The organism is Natroniella sp. ANB-PHB2 (assembly GCF_046097105.1).
GTDB lineage: Bacteria > Bacillota > Halanaerobiia > Halobacteroidales > Halobacteroidaceae > Natroniella.
Window position 1 is genome coordinate 1609626 of record NZ_CP175562.1, and the last position, 16855, is coordinate 1626480.

Annotated in this window: 18 protein-coding genes and 4 tRNA genes; 3 read left to right on the forward strand and 19 right to left on the reverse strand. The window is 33.7% G+C overall.

The features are described 5' to 3' along the window. Window positions 1-61: 61 nt before the first annotated feature. From ACKF5P_RS08045 to ACKF5P_RS08120, 16 genes are all read right to left on the reverse strand, one after another. Entirely contained in the window at window positions 62-292 is a 231-nt protein-coding gene (locus tag ACKF5P_RS08045; protein WP_408954699.1) for a thioredoxin family protein, read from the reverse strand. 67 nt (window positions 293-359) lie between these two features. Continuing rightward, complete coding sequence (locus tag ACKF5P_RS08050; protein WP_408954700.1) at window positions 360-1307, reverse strand: permease; 948 nt, start codon at window positions 1305-1307, stop codon at window positions 360-362. A 1-nt stretch (window position 1308) separates the two neighbouring features. Continuing rightward, window positions 1309-1626, reverse strand: a complete 318-nt coding sequence (locus tag ACKF5P_RS08055) for an ArsR/SmtB family transcription factor (protein ID WP_408954701.1) — start codon at window positions 1624-1626, stop codon at window positions 1309-1311. Window positions 1627-1941: 315 nt separating this feature from the next. After that, the gene (dhaM, locus tag ACKF5P_RS08060; RefSeq protein WP_408954702.1) at window positions 1942-2334 is read right to left on the reverse strand and encodes a dihydroxyacetone kinase phosphoryl donor subunit DhaM; all 393 of its coding nucleotides are present in this window, start codon (window positions 2332-2334) and stop codon (window positions 1942-1944) included. A gap of 139 nt (window positions 2335-2473) precedes the next feature. Beyond that, window positions 2474-2839, reverse strand: a complete 366-nt coding sequence (locus tag ACKF5P_RS08065; RefSeq protein ID WP_408954703.1) for a DUF1667 domain-containing protein — start codon at window positions 2837-2839, stop codon at window positions 2474-2476. Next, entirely contained in the window at window positions 2839-4113 is a 1275-nt protein-coding gene (locus ACKF5P_RS08070) for an NAD(P)/FAD-dependent oxidoreductase (RefSeq protein ID WP_408954704.1), read from the reverse strand. Before ACKF5P_RS08070 ends, ACKF5P_RS08065 begins: the two co-directional genes overlap by 1 nt. Further along, window positions 4106-5581 (reverse strand): NAD(P)/FAD-dependent oxidoreductase, encoded by a 1476-nt coding sequence (locus ACKF5P_RS08075; protein WP_408954705.1) that lies wholly within the window; start codon window positions 5579-5581, stop codon window positions 4106-4108. The genes ACKF5P_RS08070 and ACKF5P_RS08075 overlap by 8 nt, the downstream gene beginning before the upstream one ends. A 364-nt stretch (window positions 5582-5945) precedes the next feature. Further along, window positions 5946-7445, reverse strand: coding sequence for a glycerol kinase GlpK (gene glpK, locus ACKF5P_RS08080; RefSeq protein ID WP_408954706.1), 1500 nt, complete (start codon window positions 7443-7445; stop codon window positions 5946-5948). Between the two features lie 309 nt (window positions 7446-7754). Beyond that, window positions 7755-7844, reverse strand: a tRNA-Leu gene (locus tag ACKF5P_RS08085). Window positions 7845-7855: 11 nt separating this feature from the next. After that, window positions 7856-7929 (reverse strand) — tRNA-Cys (locus ACKF5P_RS08090). A gap of 228 nt (window positions 7930-8157) precedes the next feature. After that, window positions 8158-8233, reverse strand: a tRNA-Glu gene (locus tag ACKF5P_RS08095). Between the two features lie 116 nt (window positions 8234-8349). Continuing rightward, window positions 8350-8425: transfer RNA gene (locus ACKF5P_RS08100), tRNA-Lys, on the reverse strand. 93 nt (window positions 8426-8518) lie between these two features. Next, window positions 8519-9655 (reverse strand): geranylgeranyl reductase family protein, encoded by a 1137-nt coding sequence (locus tag ACKF5P_RS08105; RefSeq protein WP_408954707.1) that lies wholly within the window; start codon window positions 9653-9655, stop codon window positions 8519-8521. A gap of 159 nt (window positions 9656-9814) precedes the next feature. Then, a complete protein-coding gene (locus tag ACKF5P_RS08110; RefSeq protein ID WP_408954708.1) occupies window positions 9815-10012 on the reverse strand; it encodes a hypothetical protein in 198 nt (65 codons plus the stop codon). A gap of 111 nt (window positions 10013-10123) precedes the next feature. Further along, on the reverse strand, window positions 10124-10576 hold the full coding sequence (locus ACKF5P_RS08115; RefSeq protein WP_408954709.1) for a hypothetical protein: 453 nt from the start codon (window positions 10574-10576) through the stop codon (window positions 10124-10126). A gap of 351 nt (window positions 10577-10927) precedes the next feature. Then, window positions 10928-11455, reverse strand: a complete 528-nt coding sequence (locus ACKF5P_RS08120; RefSeq protein ID WP_408956644.1) for a sigma-70 family RNA polymerase sigma factor — start codon at window positions 11453-11455, stop codon at window positions 10928-10930. Window positions 11456-11599: 144 nt separating this feature from the next. Here ACKF5P_RS08120 and ACKF5P_RS08125 point away from each other — a divergent pair, with 144 nt between their 5' ends. Both ACKF5P_RS08125 and ACKF5P_RS08130 read left to right on the forward strand, forming a co-directional pair. Next, the gene (locus ACKF5P_RS08125) at window positions 11600-12667 is read left to right on the forward strand and encodes a hypothetical protein (protein ID WP_408954710.1); all 1068 of its coding nucleotides are present in this window, start codon (window positions 11600-11602) and stop codon (window positions 12665-12667) included. Next, window positions 12639-12920 carry a hypothetical protein gene (locus ACKF5P_RS08130; protein WP_408954711.1) on the forward strand — a complete coding sequence of 94 codons (282 nt, stop codon included), beginning with the start codon at window positions 12639-12641 and terminating at the stop codon, window positions 12918-12920. Before ACKF5P_RS08125 ends, ACKF5P_RS08130 begins: the two co-directional genes overlap by 29 nt. Before the next feature lie 57 nt (window positions 12921-12977). Here ACKF5P_RS08130 and ACKF5P_RS08135 read toward each other — a convergent pair whose 3' ends face one another. After that, window positions 12978-13727 (reverse strand): hypothetical protein, encoded by a 750-nt coding sequence (locus tag ACKF5P_RS08135; protein WP_408954712.1) that lies wholly within the window; start codon window positions 13725-13727, stop codon window positions 12978-12980. Window positions 13728-14303: 576 nt separating this feature from the next. Between ACKF5P_RS08135 and ACKF5P_RS08140 the strand changes: the two genes are divergently transcribed. After that, window positions 14304-15485 (forward strand): methyl-accepting chemotaxis protein, encoded by a 1182-nt coding sequence (locus ACKF5P_RS08140; protein ID WP_408954713.1) that lies wholly within the window; start codon window positions 14304-14306, stop codon window positions 15483-15485. A 234-nt stretch (window positions 15486-15719) separates the two neighbouring features. On the opposite strand, the gene ACKF5P_RS08145 is transcribed toward ACKF5P_RS08140, so the two are convergent. Together ACKF5P_RS08145 and ACKF5P_RS08150 are read right to left on the reverse strand one after the other, a co-directional pair. Next, window positions 15720-16184, reverse strand: coding sequence for a hypothetical protein (locus tag ACKF5P_RS08145; protein ID WP_408954714.1), 465 nt, complete (start codon window positions 16182-16184; stop codon window positions 15720-15722). Continuing rightward, window positions 16165-16728: a hypothetical protein gene (locus ACKF5P_RS08150; RefSeq protein WP_408954715.1), complete on the reverse strand. Its 564-nt coding sequence runs from the start codon at window positions 16726-16728 to the stop codon at window positions 16165-16167. The genes ACKF5P_RS08145 and ACKF5P_RS08150 overlap by 20 nt, the downstream gene beginning before the upstream one ends. Window positions 16729-16855: the final 127 nt, after the last annotated feature.

Here is a 16855-nt window from a genome sequence, read left to right on the forward strand (position 1 = left end):
AGCTAATCTGTTAAGATTAAAAAAAGGGATACATAATATAATATGTACCCCTCCATAGTTATTATTTAAGTAATTTTTTAATTTCATCCTTACTAGGAACTCTACCTTTAACTTTGACTTTACCATCAATAGCTAAACCTGGAGTACTCATAATACCAGCCTTTACTATTTCGGCCATATCCTCTACCTTTTCAACTTCTGCATCAATACCTAATTCTTCAGCAGCAGCTTTAGCATAGTCAGCTAACTCTACACAACTAGAACAACCTGACCCATAAACAGTAATCTTCACCTCAACACCTCCCTTCAAAAATTAATTAATAGTCTAAAATTCATTATGATTCTTGGCCCACAACTTACTACAATGTAAAATTAAATAAATAGCCTACACCTATAATTGATAATCCTACTACACTGACAAAGATAGCCATCAACTTAGGTTTGATTACTTTACGTAAAATAATCATTGCCGGTAAAGATAACGCAGTAATTGACATCATAAAACTCAAGCCCGTTCCCACAGCAACACCTTTAGTCAATAATGACTGAATAATAGGGATTACCCCTACAACATTAGCATAAAGAGGAATGCCTAATACTACTGCTATTAAAACTGCAAAAGGATTGCCCGGCCCTGCATATTGAACTAATAAATCTTCAGGTGCGTACCCATGAATAAAGGCTCCAATACCAATCCCAATAAAGACATACTTCCAAATACGACCAACAATATCTTTAACTTCTGTTTTAGCAAAATCAACCCTTTGTTCCCAACTTAACTCTTCAACCTCCTGTTCATCCATAGAAATCTCATAAACATACTCTTCTACTTCATCCTCTAAATTCAAAGCTCCAATGACTATCCCACCGATTACTCCTACAAAAACACCACTTATTAAATATAGTGTGGCTATCTTCCAGCCAAATAATGAGTATAACATTACAAGTGCAATCTGGTTTACGATCGGAGAAGTTATTAAAAAAGAAAAAGTCATTCCCAAAGGAATTCCTGACTCGACAAAGCCAATAAAGATCGGAACTGAAGAACATGAGCAAAAAGGTGTTACTACTCCTAATAAAGAAGCAAAAAAGTTACCAACAAACTTAGGCTTACCTTCTAATAGCTTCTTAGTTCTTTCTGGTGGAAAGTAACTACGAATAATAGAAATAACAAAGATCATTAAACTTAATAAAAATAAGATCTTCATTGTATCATAAAAAAAGAAATGAACTGCTTCTCCCAAACGGGTTCCTGCCTCAAAATTGAACCAGTTATAAATTACTAAATCAGCTAATCTTTCAAACACCTTACCCCTCCTTTCTTAAGGAATCTCTAACTTCATCTAATTGACTTAAAATAAGCTTTTTAGATAATTCTAAAATCTCAATAACTTTTCTATCTCGCAAACTATAATAGACCTTTAAGCCATCTTTACGACTCTTAACTAATTGGTTTTTCTTTAGCTTACTTAAATGTTGCGAAATATTTGATTGACTCTGTTCTAACTCTTCGTAAATGTGACAAACACATAACTCCCCTTGTTGTAATAATTCCAAAATTTGAATTCTAGTTGGATGTGCTAAGGCCTTAAATAAATCACCCTTTAGTTTAGTTAATAGAGACATTTTGACCTCCTTTATATAAGTATATTATTATATTCTAATATATGTTCCAAAAAATATAACTATATTATAATTTACTAATGTAATTATATTAATAACTTATCAAATTGTCAAGAACTCTTGTCAAAAAAAATACTTAACCACTACCAACAATACATGAGATTTTATAATTAGAACTCTTTAAATTATCAACTTCAATCTATATAACAAAAACAAATGCCCCAATACCTGCTTAAGGTACTGGGGCATTACTGATTATTCTTTAAATTCTTTACTAGCAAATTCTTCAAGACTAATATCCTTTAATCTTATTTCTTATCAAATTAATTCAACCCCCTGTTGCTCCTCTATCTTGCGATTAATCCCTTCTAAGCTTTTTCCTAAATTGCTCTCAATTACTGCTATCATTGCCCCTTCAACTAACGGAGCTTTGCTAACAATTACAGCATCATATCCTTCCAAACTTAACAACTCCAAAGCCATTTGAGAATTAATCAATGCACTGCCAACATCACCTATAATTATAACTCCCTCTTCAGAATAGACCTCTTTTACTGCTTCTATAATCTCATCTATCTCTGTTCCTATTCTTCCATCTTCAATACCTCCAATAGCTACTAAAGGTATCTGGCGAGGAATCAACTCTTGAGCTAACTCCTTAATCCCTTGGGCAATCTTGTAACTATGAGACACGACTACTATCCCAACCATTTTTCCTTTGCCCCCTCCAAAAATTTATTATCTTAAAAACTCAATTAAACCATTTTAAGTAAAGCTTATGATATAAATATTTTTTAATCTAGTATAATATTCATCTCAAATAAATTTTTGGAGAAAATAGTCAATATTTTTACCTTTTGGCCAAATCTCGTGTAGCTACTACATTTACCTCTGTATCAAGAATATTCTCAATCACTACATCACCCAATTTAACAGGAGCTTGCAGTTCAACCTTAGCTAACTCCCTCATTGCCACTTCTAATAATTCCTTAGGAATTGCTTCTTCAGTCTTGACTGGAATTAAAGGTAAAACTCCTCCTGCAACCCTAACAGTTGTCGGTAATACTCGAGTTGGATTAAAGTATTCATTACTAACATACTCTTTCCCTTTTGAACAGCGGTTTCCTTCGGTATTCTTAATCTCACCTTCGGCAACCTCAAACTCTACATCACACCCTAGCGGGCAACTAATACAAGTGATTAACTCCTTTTTCATTACGCTCCCTCCTTTACAATCTTGATCTCAATTTGATTGCTATTTAAATCATCTATCATTTTCTCTGGTAGTGGCACAGTAATCATCTCTGCTGGTTTAATGACTGGCTCTTTTTTACTGAACAGCTTTTGCTCCCCATCTTTAATAACTACTCTAGCATTCTCTAATGGTCTTTTACCCCTCAAGTAAAGATCAACCCTCTTTCTATCAACTACTTCATCTGTAATCCTTTGCGGCACAACATAACTTACATTATCACCTGCCCTTAGCTCTATTCTTTCCTTTCGCTTAGCAATCTTATCTTGTAAGAAATAAGCTGCTGATTTCCCAGCTAATTTGCTTTCTTCAGTTACATAATCTACTAAATCATGGACATGAAGTACATTTCCACAAGCATAAATTCCTTCTATATTGGTCTCTCGACCTTCATTAACTGTTGGCCCGTTAGTCTTAGTATCTAATTCTACACCTAACTCAGTTGACAGTTCATTCTCTGGAATCAGCCCTACTGATAATAATAAGGTATCACACTCTACAAAGTACTCTGTACCAGAAATAGCTCTTAAATTATCATCAACTTTAGAAACTGTAACCCCTTCTACCCGATCCTTTCCATGAATCCTAGTTACAGTCTGACTCAATCTTAGAGGAATATTGAAATCATCTAAACACTGAATAATATTACGGGCCAACCCTCCTGAAAATGGCATTATCTCTAAAACTGCCTCTACTTCTGCCCCTTCTAAGTACATTCTCCGAGCCATAATCAACCCAATATCACCTGAACCTACAATCACAGCCTTCTTCCCAGGAAGATAACCTTCCATGTTAATGTACCTTTGAGCAGTACCAGCACTTAAGACTCCCGCTGGCCTACTCCCTGGAATGCCAATTGCCTCCCGTGTCCTTTCTCGACACCCCATAGCTAAGATTACAGCTTGAGCATTAATCTCCAACATCCCCTCTATTGAATTAATAGCATAGACCATCTTCTCAGAAGTTACTTCTAAAACCATTGTATTTAACTTAGTATCAATCCCTCTATCAGCTATATTCTCCATAAAACGCTGAGCATACTCTGGTCCAGTCAACTCCTCACCAAAATAGTGCAACCCAAATCCATTATGAATACATTGTTGTAAGATTCCACCCAATTCAAAATCACGCTCAATAATTAATATATCTTTAACCCCTTGATCATAAGCTTCTTGAGCTGCTGCTAATCCTGCTGGACCACCACCGATTACAACTAAATCATAGTTTTGCTTATTCACTATCGCTCACCTCTTTTTGTAAAGATTCTTTTACTGGTTCTACCAATAACTGCGAATCCTCCCCTTCCAATTTCACTTCCGTTGGTTCAATCCCTAACTCCTCAGCCAATATCTCTACGACCTTTGGCTCACAAAATCCACCTTGACATCTTCCAGAACCTGGTCTAACTCTTCTTTTTACTGCGTTAACCGTTCTAGCACCAACTGGCTCTCTAATTGCTTCGATTATTTCACCTTTAGTTACAGTTTCACAGCGACAGATAATCTCACCATAATCTTTATTCTTCTCTATTAACTTGGCCCGTTCTTGATGAGACATATGTCTAAATCTGGGTATCCCTTGATAATTAGAGTTAAATTTTGTATCTAGCTCTAACTCACCATATTCCCCTTTAACAATTCCTACTACCATCTCTGCAATTGCAGGTGCAGATGCTAAACCTGGCGATTGTATTCCTGCTACATTGATAAATCCTTTTACCTTTTCACTAGCTTCAATTAAAAAATCTCCCGTCTCCTTAATTGCTGCCCGCAAACCTGAAAACTGCTTAATAACCTTCTTCATTCCCAATTCAGGAATCAAACGTTGAGCTCCCTTCATTAGTTCATCTAATCCTTCCCTAGTATTAACAAGATCACTCTTATCTGCTACTTCTTCAACATTAGGACCAATCAACAAATTCATTTCATCAGTAGGAGTAATCACTATTCCCTTACTAACTTCAGTCGGCACAGGAAAGATAGTATGATTAACATCTATATCTAACTTCTTATCATATAAATAATACTCACCCTTACGTGGAGTGATCTCAAAATCGTCTATCCCTACCATACTAGCTATCTTATCAGAGTATAATCCTGCCACATTAATCACCAATTCTGCCTCAATATCACCTTGAGCCGTCCTTACTAATTTATAATCATTTTGCTCTTCAATATCCAATACCTCTGCTTCTAATAATATCTCTACCCCATTCTCAACTGCATTTTTAGCAAATGCCACAGTCAATTCAAAAGGATTGACTATTCCAGCAGTTGGAGCATATAAAGCAGCTATTGCATCAGAGTTTAAATTTGGTTCTAACTCAAATAGCTCTTCTCTTTTCAGAATCTCTAAATCAGGAACCCCATTTTGTTGACCATTCTCCAATAACTCTTCTAATTTAGCTATCTCTGATTTTTTCTTAGCCACAACCAATGCCCCTATCCATTCAATTGGAACATCCAACTCTTTTTCAAGTTGATGATACAGCTCATTTCCTCTGACATTTAACTTGCCCTTAAGTGTATTAAAATCTGCATTAAATCCAGCATGTAATAAAGCGGTATTAGCTTTACTCGTACCTGTACAGACATCTGCCTCTTTCTCCACTAAAGTTATATCTAATTTATATTTTGCTAATTCACGAGCAATAGCAGTTCCTACTACTCCTCCTCCAATGATTAATACTTCAGTCTCCTTTTTCAAAATTAATTCCTCCCCTTTCTTTTATAATTACTATTAAGTGTCCAGTGTGAGTAGTGTGTGTGAGTAGTATGTGTAAGTAAAAAGTAAAGTCTTAGCCCTTATGGTTTTGATCTTACTCACACCCCCACACACAACTGACACAATATTGTGCTTCATTATTTTAAAAGAAAAATACCACACCCTAAGAAGCAAAGTAGACAGACTACCCCCTTGTTCCTAGAATGTGGTATCTCATTTTATTCTCACAACTTTAAAGATTATGCAATTTTAAGTTTAAGGCTGAGGTTAAGGCTAAGCCAACCATTACAAACATATAACTTTAGATCTTACTTAGACTTAGTCTTAAACTTATACTTAATTACTGTTACTCCGCCCCTTCCCAAGCTTTGGCCCGTTCAACAGCTTTCTTCCAACCGGCATATAATTCTTCTTGTTCTTCAATTTCCATCTTAGGTTCAAATTGCGAATCAACATTTCTCTTAGCCAAAATTTCATCTTTATCTTCCCAATATCCAACTGCTAACCCTGCCAAATAAGCAGCACCCAATGCAGTAGTCTCTGTAATCTCAGGTCGCTCAACAGTAGAGTCTAGGATATCTGCCTGAAATTGCATCAAAAAATTATTAGCACAAGCACCACCATCAACCTTTAAATCCTTCAGTTCCAGACCAGAATCAGCCTTCATCGCTTCTAACACATCCTTAGTCTGATAAGCTAAAGATTCTAAAGTAGCCCTAATCATATGATTTCTATTTGTCCCTCTAGTCAAGCCTACTATTGCTCCTCGAGCATACATATCCCAATAAGGAGCTCCTAAGCCTGTGAAAGCAGGGACTACATAAACACCATCAGTTCCATCAACTTTAGTTGCAAAATATTCAGAATCAGCCGATTCATTAATTAGATTCATCTCATCTCTTAGCCACTGTACAGCCGCTCCAGCAACAAAGACACTACCTTCTAAAGCATAATTAATCTCTCCATCAAGCCCCCAAGCAATTGTTGTTAACAGACCATTTTCAGAAGTTACTGCTTCTGTACCTGTATTCAATAATAGAAAACATCCAGTTCCATAAGTATTCTTAGCCATTCCTTTCTCAAAACAGCCCTGGCCAAAAGTAGCAGCTTGTTGATCACCAGCTATTCCTGCAATCGATATCTTTTCACCAAAGAATTGCGAATCACTCGTCTTTCCATAAACCTCACTGCTAGATTTAACTTCAGGTAACATTGCTTTAGGAATCTCTAAAACATCTAATAGCTCATCATCCCACTTGAGTTGATGAATGTTATAAATTAATGTTCTAGAGGCATTGGTATAATCAGTTACATGAACCTCACCACCAGTTAATCTCCAAATCAACCAGCTATCAATCGTCCCAAATCTCAACTTACCTGCTTGAGCTTTCTCTCTAGCTCCTTCAACATTGTCCAAGATCCACTTGATCTTAGTTCCTGAAAAATAAGCATCTACTACCAAGCCAGTTTTGGCCCTAATCTGCTCTTCTAAGCCCTCCTCTTTTAACCTATCACAGATACTAGCAGTCCTTCTATCCTGCCAAACAATAGCATTATGAATCGGCTTTCCAGTCTCTACATTCCACACAACAGTCGTTTCCCGTTGATTAGTAATCCCAATTCCTGCTATCTGTTCAGCTCTAATATCCTCTTCACCTAAAGCATCAGCTACTACTCCAATAGTCGTACCCCAGATCTCATTAGCATCATGCTCAACCCAACCTGGCTGAGGATAAATCTGTTTAAACTCCTTTTGAGCTATATTAATAATTTGTCCATCATGATCAAAGATTATGGCTCTAGAGCTAGTCGTCCCTTGATCTATAGCTAAAATATACTCTTCCATCTTCCATCCTCTCCTTAGATAGATTATTATTTTTACTAATACTTTTTAAGTCACAAAAAAACCTACCTCTCCATTAAGATAACTCTACTGCTAGATAAATTATTACCTTAATGATTAGATAGGCTTTTTTATATTCCATTTAAAAAAACCAGCCAAGATCATCTTTAATTTTATAGTTTTTACTAAAATCATCCTATCTATATTTTATAAGTAAGATAAATAATTGTCAAGCTTAAAAATTATAATTTAATCTTTAAATAATAAAAACCTCTCTTCTAATTTAGAAGACAGGAATAGTTAAATAAAAAATGGTGCCGGGGGTCGGACTCGAACCGACACGGGCACGAAAGTCCCATCGGATTTTAAGTCCGATGCGTCTGCCAATTCCGCCACCCCGGCATATTTTATTTTGGAGGTGGCACCCAGATTTGAACTGGGGATAGAGGATTTGCAGTCCTCGGCCTTACCACTTGGCTATGCCACCAGATTAGTACCCCTTTATGTTTTGTTTCCAAAACATTCCGTGGTCAATAGATAGATGTAAAACGTACAAGTACTATCTTAAAGTTACAGCTAATTAATAACGATAAAGATTGGTACCCTTCCGAACCTTAAAAAAAAGGCTCTCCATAGATAAAGAAGATAAAGAAAATTAATCTCTTTATTAAATCATAGTGCTCTATATTAATGCGGTACCTTTAAATTAAATTAATGGCACCCCCAAGGGGATTCGAACCCCTGTCGCCAGGATGAAAACCTGGTATCCTAGGCCACTAGACGATGGGGGCATGCTTATTTAATATTTAACATTGAATAAATTAAAAAACAGGAATTTAAATTATTATGCTTTTGAACTTAGATTATTAAATATTCCATATTCAATGCTTTTATTAACAATTAATTTTGGTGAGCCATGGAGGAGTCGAACCTCCGACACCCTGATTAAAAGTCAGGTGCTCTACCAGCTGAGCTAATGGCCCTTAGAACTTATAATTATCACTTCCAACAGTTATAAATCATATAATATAACTGTTAAATTGTCAAGGACTAAATTGATTTTTTTATTTGAAATTTTACTGATTAATTATAGCATCCAAAAATGGAATTTCTGACATGAAGGTTTTATATAATTCTTTATAGCTTTTAGCACCATAGACAGTTTTAACTAACTCCTTTAAAAGCCACTCTCTTTTCCTTGTGAGTTTATGAATTTTTTCAGGAGCTATAAAGAAAAATTTACTCAATAGCTTTGACTTTTTAAGTTCAGGTATCATTTCCTGATTAATCAATTGGGTATAATTATTTAAAGAAGTACCCTCTGTCAATTTATCAATAACCACTTGACTTGCTATTTTGCCACTCTTCAACGCATAAAAGATTCCTTCTCCTGATAAAGGATCTACCAACCCTGCTGCATCTCCCACTAACAATCCAGTGTGATTATTCAGCCTTCTTTTAGCTCCTCCTACTGGTAGTAAGTGGCCTTTAGCTTTTATCTTTTCATTACCTATTAAATTCTCTCCAGATAAGTACTTTTTCAAACTTTCTTTCAAACTCACGCCAGTTTGATAACTTCCTACCCCCACTGATAAACAGTCCTCTTTAGGAAAAACCCAACCATAACCTTTAGCTACTACTCCATAATCTAAATTTATTTTACCCCTTTGCTCAACCAACCGATCACTTGCAACCTTCAATTCTTTCTCATAAGCTACTGCATATTCTAAATCTTTAGCTAGATTCAACTTATCAGCTACTAAACTAGTTACTCCATCTGCACCTATAATGATCTTCGCAGTAAATAATTCAGCTTCTGTCTTAACTCTAACCTCATCTTCAAACATTATTACATTCTCTACTTCATGATTGGCCATTACTGTGGCTCCAACTTTTTTAGCCTCTTCTACTAAAAAATTATCCAATTCATCTCTCATTGCCATAAAAACAACCGGCTTTTGAAAACTTAATTTTACTGGTTGCTCTAAATCATATGTAAAAACGACTTGGTTAATCTTATCTTCAATTATCCCAGTTAAATCAAAATCTGATAATAAACTTTTAATCTTTAAGGTTAATCCCCCACCACATGCTTTATAACGAGGTAACCCCTCTTTTTCTAATATTAAAACATCTAGACCAGCTTGGGCCAAGTTATAAGCAGTATACGCTCCCGCTGGCCCTGCTCCTACAATTATTACATCAAATTTCATCAATTCTACCCTCCTTAACTTTGATTAAAATCAAATTGATTTAATATAATCATTTAACTTCATATGTTTATATTCGTTAATTATTACCACTTCCCTTCAATAAATTCAAATGACATCTTACAAATAATAAATATTAACATTCACTCTAAAATATACTGGTTATCTATAAAAATATAATTTAATTAAAACTATATCAGCTTTAAAAATGAATCCAACATCATGTAATTGGTAACTTTTTAAGCAAGGGTTTATTTTTTTTACTTTTTTTACAAATAAGCGCAGTTCATCTATTAAATGGAGCGAATTAAACCTCTTTAAATCTAAATAACGATTAATCGTTAATAGATTATTATCCATTGATTTCCCTCCTTAAACTCCCATATATTATAATATGCAGCACTATTAATTTTTGTGAATACTAATAAAAAAAAGATACTAGAAAAATCTAGTATCCTTCTACAATAAACTTTATTTTTCTTCTAAATTTAAATTGAGCAACCTTTTAAATGATTCTGCTGTAACAAGACCATAAATTATCGCACCACTCAGGTTTGATAAGGTTGCATTAAAAGTATGTTCCATTAAATTTGGCACCTTTAAGAGAATTGAAATAGCATATATTATAAACCATGCAGCAGTTCCATAAATAAAACCTTTGATCAAATATCTTTTTGTGTCTAATCGTATAATTAAAACAGAAAATAAACCCCCTAACAAGCCAGCAAAAAACAGATGGGCAAGTTGAGCCAAAATAACTTCAGATAAATTTTCAGGAAATCTCCCATAAATCATCATTGCTCCCCATTCAAAATACAATTCCTCTTCCCAATTTAATAAAAAGACTGTAATATAATCTTTAATATTCATTGCAATTCCACCAACTAATCCTGCTATAAATCCAGCTATCGTTTTATCTTGCAAATTATCCATCCCTTTCTATATTTAACTTTCAAAAAGTAACTATTCCTCTAATAAAGTTTAACTAACCTATTTAACAGTTATAAAAGTTATTAAGTCATCTAAATTAATATAGTTTTTCTCTAAACTCATTACTATCTATAAAAAATAAGCCTATCATCATATTTTTAATAGCTCTCAAAAGTTATTTTGTTTAACCATAATCAATATTATGCATTGTTTTCAACTACCCTTTTACCTTCTTCAAATCAAAGTATCATTCACATAACCTACAACTTTTTAATGATAGAATTCTTAATTCTATCATTATTATTTTTATACTTACAAATTAAACAAAAAAGAGCACTAGAAAATCTAGTACCCTTCTACAGTAAACTTTTTAGTTAGTTTATTAACAGCTTTCTTTTCAATTCTAGATACATAAGAGCGAGATATATCCATCTTTTCTGCAATTTCACGCTGTGTTCTCTTCTTTCCATCTTTCAAACCATACCTTAATTCTAATACTCTCCTTTCTCTAAGGTCAAGCTCAGTCAATTTTTCATACAATTTCTCTTCTTTCAATAATAGTTCTACTTCATCACTAACAATATTAACTGCTGTTCCTAAAATATCAATCAATCTAATCTCATTTCCTTCCTTATCAGAACCAATCGGTTCATGCATTAACTTCTCATTTTTCAGTTTTTTACTCCTTCTCAAATACATTAATATCTCATTCTCAATACAACGTGCTGCATAAGTTGCTAATTTAGTATTTTTATCAGGATCAAAGCTATCAATTGCTTTAATCAAACCGATTGAACCAATTGAAATCAGATCCTCAGTATCCAACTTTGTATTAACTAACTTGGTATTATGACAAAATATAATCTGCTCTATGTTGAGTTTCTACATTATATATTAATATAGCAGCTAAGGGCCAACAAACCTAAATTTAAACTATGTTAAACAAGTTAAACATCTTTGGCCCATTTTCTTGATTTCTGTTAAACAAGTTTAACTAAATCTAAAGGAGTGATTTTAATGTCAAAAATTATTTCTGTTGACTATGGTCGATCCACAGTTAAAAGCGTAGCTGGCTTTAATCTAAAGGAACAATTGATAATTCCATCGGTAGTATCTTATGATCATCAGATAGTAGATACTAAAGCAGAATCTACCCCAGCAGCTTACTTAGAGAATAATCCATTAAGTTTCTTAAAAGCAAAGATTGGAGAAAGAGAATTAGCAGTAGGTAAAGTAGCCCAAGATGTTGAATATAATCTTGATACTACTAACTATGATGATATCGATGATCAAAAAACTAATGATTTAATCTTAACCTCTATTGCTCTACTCATTGGGCCAACTACTAGTTACACTAAAATCAATCTAGTTACTACCCTCTCTGTCGATCAATACAATATCAAAAAGGATGACTTTGCTAAAAGATTTGAGGACAAGCACTTTAAGATTGAGGTTTATGATTACCTGAAGGGCCAATATACTACAACTAAGTTCTATATTGATAATGTCATAGTTAATAAACAGGGTTTTTCTGCCTTCATGCATTATATCCTAAACCAACAAGGCAATATCCAAACTTCTAAGTCTGATATTCTAGATTATACTGTTGGAGTAATCGATCTAGGTAAATACAGCATAGACCCCTTCTTCTGTGATAGCTTAGATCCAATCTCTATGAGAAATGAAACCGATAGGATCCCAGGCATGAATAAAGCTTTTAGAAACATACAGTCCAGGCTGATAAAAGAGCATGGTATTAGACCCCAGCTCTATAAGGTGCAGAAAAATTTAGAATTGGATAAGGAGTTTAGAAAGAACGGTCAGCCGATAGAGATAACTGATATCTTAAACTCAGAATATGAACAACTAGCTGCCAATACGGTAGGTAATATAAAGAACAAACTTGATATGTCACTAACTGAAGTAGATAAATGGCTTATCTGCGGTGGTGGAGCTAACTCTAAAAAACTGTTGGCCCGGCTATCTAATGAACTGGAAAGAGAATTGAAATTAATCTCTGACCCACGGTTGGCTAATGCTTTGGGAGGGTTGAAAATTGGACAAAGACAATTTAGAGAAAACTAAAGGAATTCGGTTAAAGGGTAAACGGTTGGAATGGTGGGAAAATACTCCTGGTGCAGCTGATAGGATTAGAGAATTTATTGATAAACAGATCAAAGAAGATAATTGTTTAGAACAAATCAAAAAAGCTCCTCCTGAACTATTGGAGGAGTTAGCAAGATTAGCTAAAAGTTTAAATTGCAATGTTGACCTTATAGCAGATGCGAATGAAATCGAAGAAGCTGAGTCTAAAATAGATAGTTTAATTAATTCTTGAATACACTTGGTAACTGAGCTTTTCAAGAGAGGGAAAACTTAATGGACAATTAATTGATTAAAATTTTCGACCAAGCTCAAAACTTGATTTCCAACCACTCATATCAACTTCTAAACCTTGAACATATTCCCCATAATGTCTTTCAATATCTACATCAAGAAAACGATAGCCAGCTCTTAACTTCCAATAATCTTTTTTATTCTCAAAAAGATTAATTACTGCTCCAATTTTATAACCTATTCCACTTCCTGTTTGGTATGTTTGACGTCTTCTTCTATTTAAAAAATCAGTACGTTCTTCATAAAATCTATATCCATATTTTCCAATTCCAAAGTTTAAATCGAATAAATTATCTAAAACATTTATTTCAATTTCACTATAAGGAGCTATTAAGTCAACTTTTAAACCTTCATCTTGGGCAACTTCATACCCTAATCCTCCTTTTATTCCTAACCCCTCATTAAATTTATATATAATCCCCCCAGAAAAGCCTACTCCACTCTGCAATGCCTCGTTATGTTCAGCCCATTCTACGCCATATAATGACATAGTAGTATCATAAGTAGTGTATTTAACATTACCAAAGAAGCCAAATCCTAAAAAGTAATAATTAAGAGATTCTTCTTTTGATGAAAGCATTTCTGTATTTGATTCAGTTGTTTTTTCACTACTTTCTTCTGTATCATTGGTTCCTACTGAATCAAAGAGATGATTTAAATTTATGTCTTCTGCCTTGATTTCAATAGTAGAGCTAAACACTAAGTAAATTGATAATATTATAATTAAAGTTAAATTTGTTTTTTTCATTTTTATCCCCCTCCAAGCCTCCTGCTAAAGTAATAATTAATACTAACAACCAAGTAATTCTTAATAATTTTTTCACTACACTCATCTCCTCATTTAATAGTAAATAACTACCTTATGCCTTTCACGATTATATATATAAACTCCTGCGAAAAATGCTAGAGATAACATTAAATTATATTTTTTTACAAATCAAAAAAACTCCCAGGGCCAACGCCCTAGGAGCCAATAATATCATCTGATTTCCACCTTAAACTTTTAAATTCCAGCAAATTTATACGTAACCCCGAATTGGTGGTTATCTCTCAATTTTTCTCCTAAAAAATATAATTAACTCCAAAATCACCATATTCATAGCTAGCCCCAATATTAAACAAGGCAAGTTCCTCTCCTAGTATATAACTTCTCCTCCTTTTATTGAAAAATAAAACTAAATTATACTTAAGAATCACTTTCATAAATAAAACTCTCGTACTCTATAAACTAGAAAAAAAACATCTAAATTTGCAGGAATATATTAGCATTTGTAGAATTAATATCATACAGATTGAAAATATTAGAAAAAAGGGAGCTGATAATATGAGTGAAAATTCTAATATGCAAAAAGAAACCAAGTTGAATTTAAATGCTAAATTTATTATTGCTGTCTTGACTTCTATAATTGTGTCTACTTTTTTAGCATGGGGTATAAATCTACTTATTGATAATTATTTATTAACTGAAGGTGATTTAGGCTCATGGAGGGTAGTTATTTCTTCTACACTAAATACTATTCTTCTAATAGTAGTCTTAGTCTGTATAAATCAAAAAATAATTATTAAGCCACTAAAAGAAATCGCGACAGTAATTCAAGAGTTTAAGAAAGGAAATCTAGATGTATCAAATATTGATGTAAGTAGAAAAGATGAAATTGGTTACTTGCAAAGAGAGATTAATGAAATGAATTACAAGTTTTCAAATATAATAGAAAAACTAGCCGACACTATCGAAGAAGTTTCTGCCTATAGTCAACAATTATCCTCAGCTGCTGAAGAGGGCACTAGTTCTGTTGGAAATAATAATGATCTTATTGAAAATATTTCAGCAGGAATCGAAGAAATTTCTGCTAGTAGTCAAGAGGTAACAAGTTATGCTCAAGAAGCAAGTTCACAGACAGAACTTGGATATTCTAACATTCAGGAAACTGTGGGAAGTATTGAAGATATTAGTTCTACTGTTAAAGGAGCGGTTAAGGTAATTAACGATTTAGATGATAAATCAAAAGAAATAAGTCAAATCATAAACCTAATTACAAATATATCAGAACAGATAAACCTTTTAGCTTTAAATGCTACAATAGAAGCTGCTAGAGCTGGTGAGCATGGACATGGATTTGCAGTGGTTGCAGAAGAAATTAGAGATTTAGCAGAAGAGACTAGTGAAGCTACAGATGATATTACCAACTTGATTAATAGAATTCAAAAAGAGACAACTGAAGGATTAGAAGCTATTAATAAAGTAGAAGATAAAGCTACTGAAGGTGAAGAGATTGCAGAAAGAACAGGTGAAGTCTTTGAGGCCATCTCTGCTTCTAGTGAACAGACAACAGCACAAATTGAACAAACTTCTTCTGCTACACAAGATTTAGCTCAAAGTAGCAATAGGCTAATGAATACCTCACAAGATATTGCAAGTATGATAGATGAGATAGCAGCCTCTTCTATACAGTTAGCAGGGATGGGAGAAAATCTACAAGAACTTATTGATCAGTTTGATTTTTAAATTATATGCATTGCTAAATTTATAATAACCCCTTATATACACTCATCAATTAATATAAAGCACAGATGTAACCCTCCTCTCTACTATATCTAAGCTAACTTAGCCTGACAATTATTTGAGCATGAATTATTGGAAAGTATATTTCAATACCCTTCTTCTATATACTTTCTATAAAAGCTCCTAGGGCCAACGCCCTAGGAGCCAATAATATCATCTGCTTCCCATCTTAAACTTTTAAATTCCAGCAAATTTATACGTAAGCCCAAATTGATGTGTATCACCTAAATTTTCTCCTAAAAAGGCATAATCAAATCCAAAAGCCCCATATTCATAACCTGCCCCCAACGTTAAATTTCCTAAATAAGCTCCTCCTCTAACGTATAACTTTTCCTCTTCAGAATTTAATATCTCTAATCCAGTTAGTTGAGTAAGCTCTATTTCACTACCAAAAGAAACTTGTCTGTCTAGTTCATCAGTAAAATCATAGATTGAAACTGCAAATATCAGGGAATCAGTTGGCTGATAAGAGAAACTTGGGCGTACATTTCTGATATATGATAATTTTTGTCCATATACCTCAAACTCAGTTTCAAAAACATCTTGAATTAAAAGTCCCGCTGATAACCGCTCCATAGGTTGATATAATAAACTTAAATCAACTGCTACACTTGAATCAGAATCAGAATATATCCTTATCACCGATTAGTTCATCATTCTTAAATATCTTTCCTTCAAATTTTTCCTCCCTACCCATAGTCATATGCCGAATATTAGCTCCTACAGATAATCCACTTAAATTAAGTTCTTCAGAAAGATCCTTAGCTACAGAAAGTATTAACCAGTCAGTACTCTGTTCTATTTCTAAATCCCCATCAAACTCTATCGTATCATCGCCGGACTCAAATTCTTCATTATAAAGACCATCATAAAGCAATACTCCTTCTCCAATATAACCTAGTCCAAAGCTTAAACCTAATTCGTCAGAAGTCCCCGCTGCACCAATAAAGTCATCATAGTTAATTTTATCACGGTTATTCAATGTTCGAGTATACGTAGCCGCTTCATAACCTTCTATATTCGTTAATCCCGCTGGATTCCAGTAAATAGCATTAACATCATCAGCTACCGAAACGAAAGCCCCTCCCATTCCTAAAGGTCTAGCTCCTACACATGAATGAACAGCATTAGTTGGAAATATTAATCTCACACTCAATAAAAACAATATAATAACGTATTTTTTCAATAACATCCCTCCAATTGCATGAAATCTTTATCCAATTTTTATTATTAATTGAATAATATATTTTCATTTCCTCCTTTTTATAGACAAATAAACAATTTAACATAATAATAAATTTAATAAAAGGTAA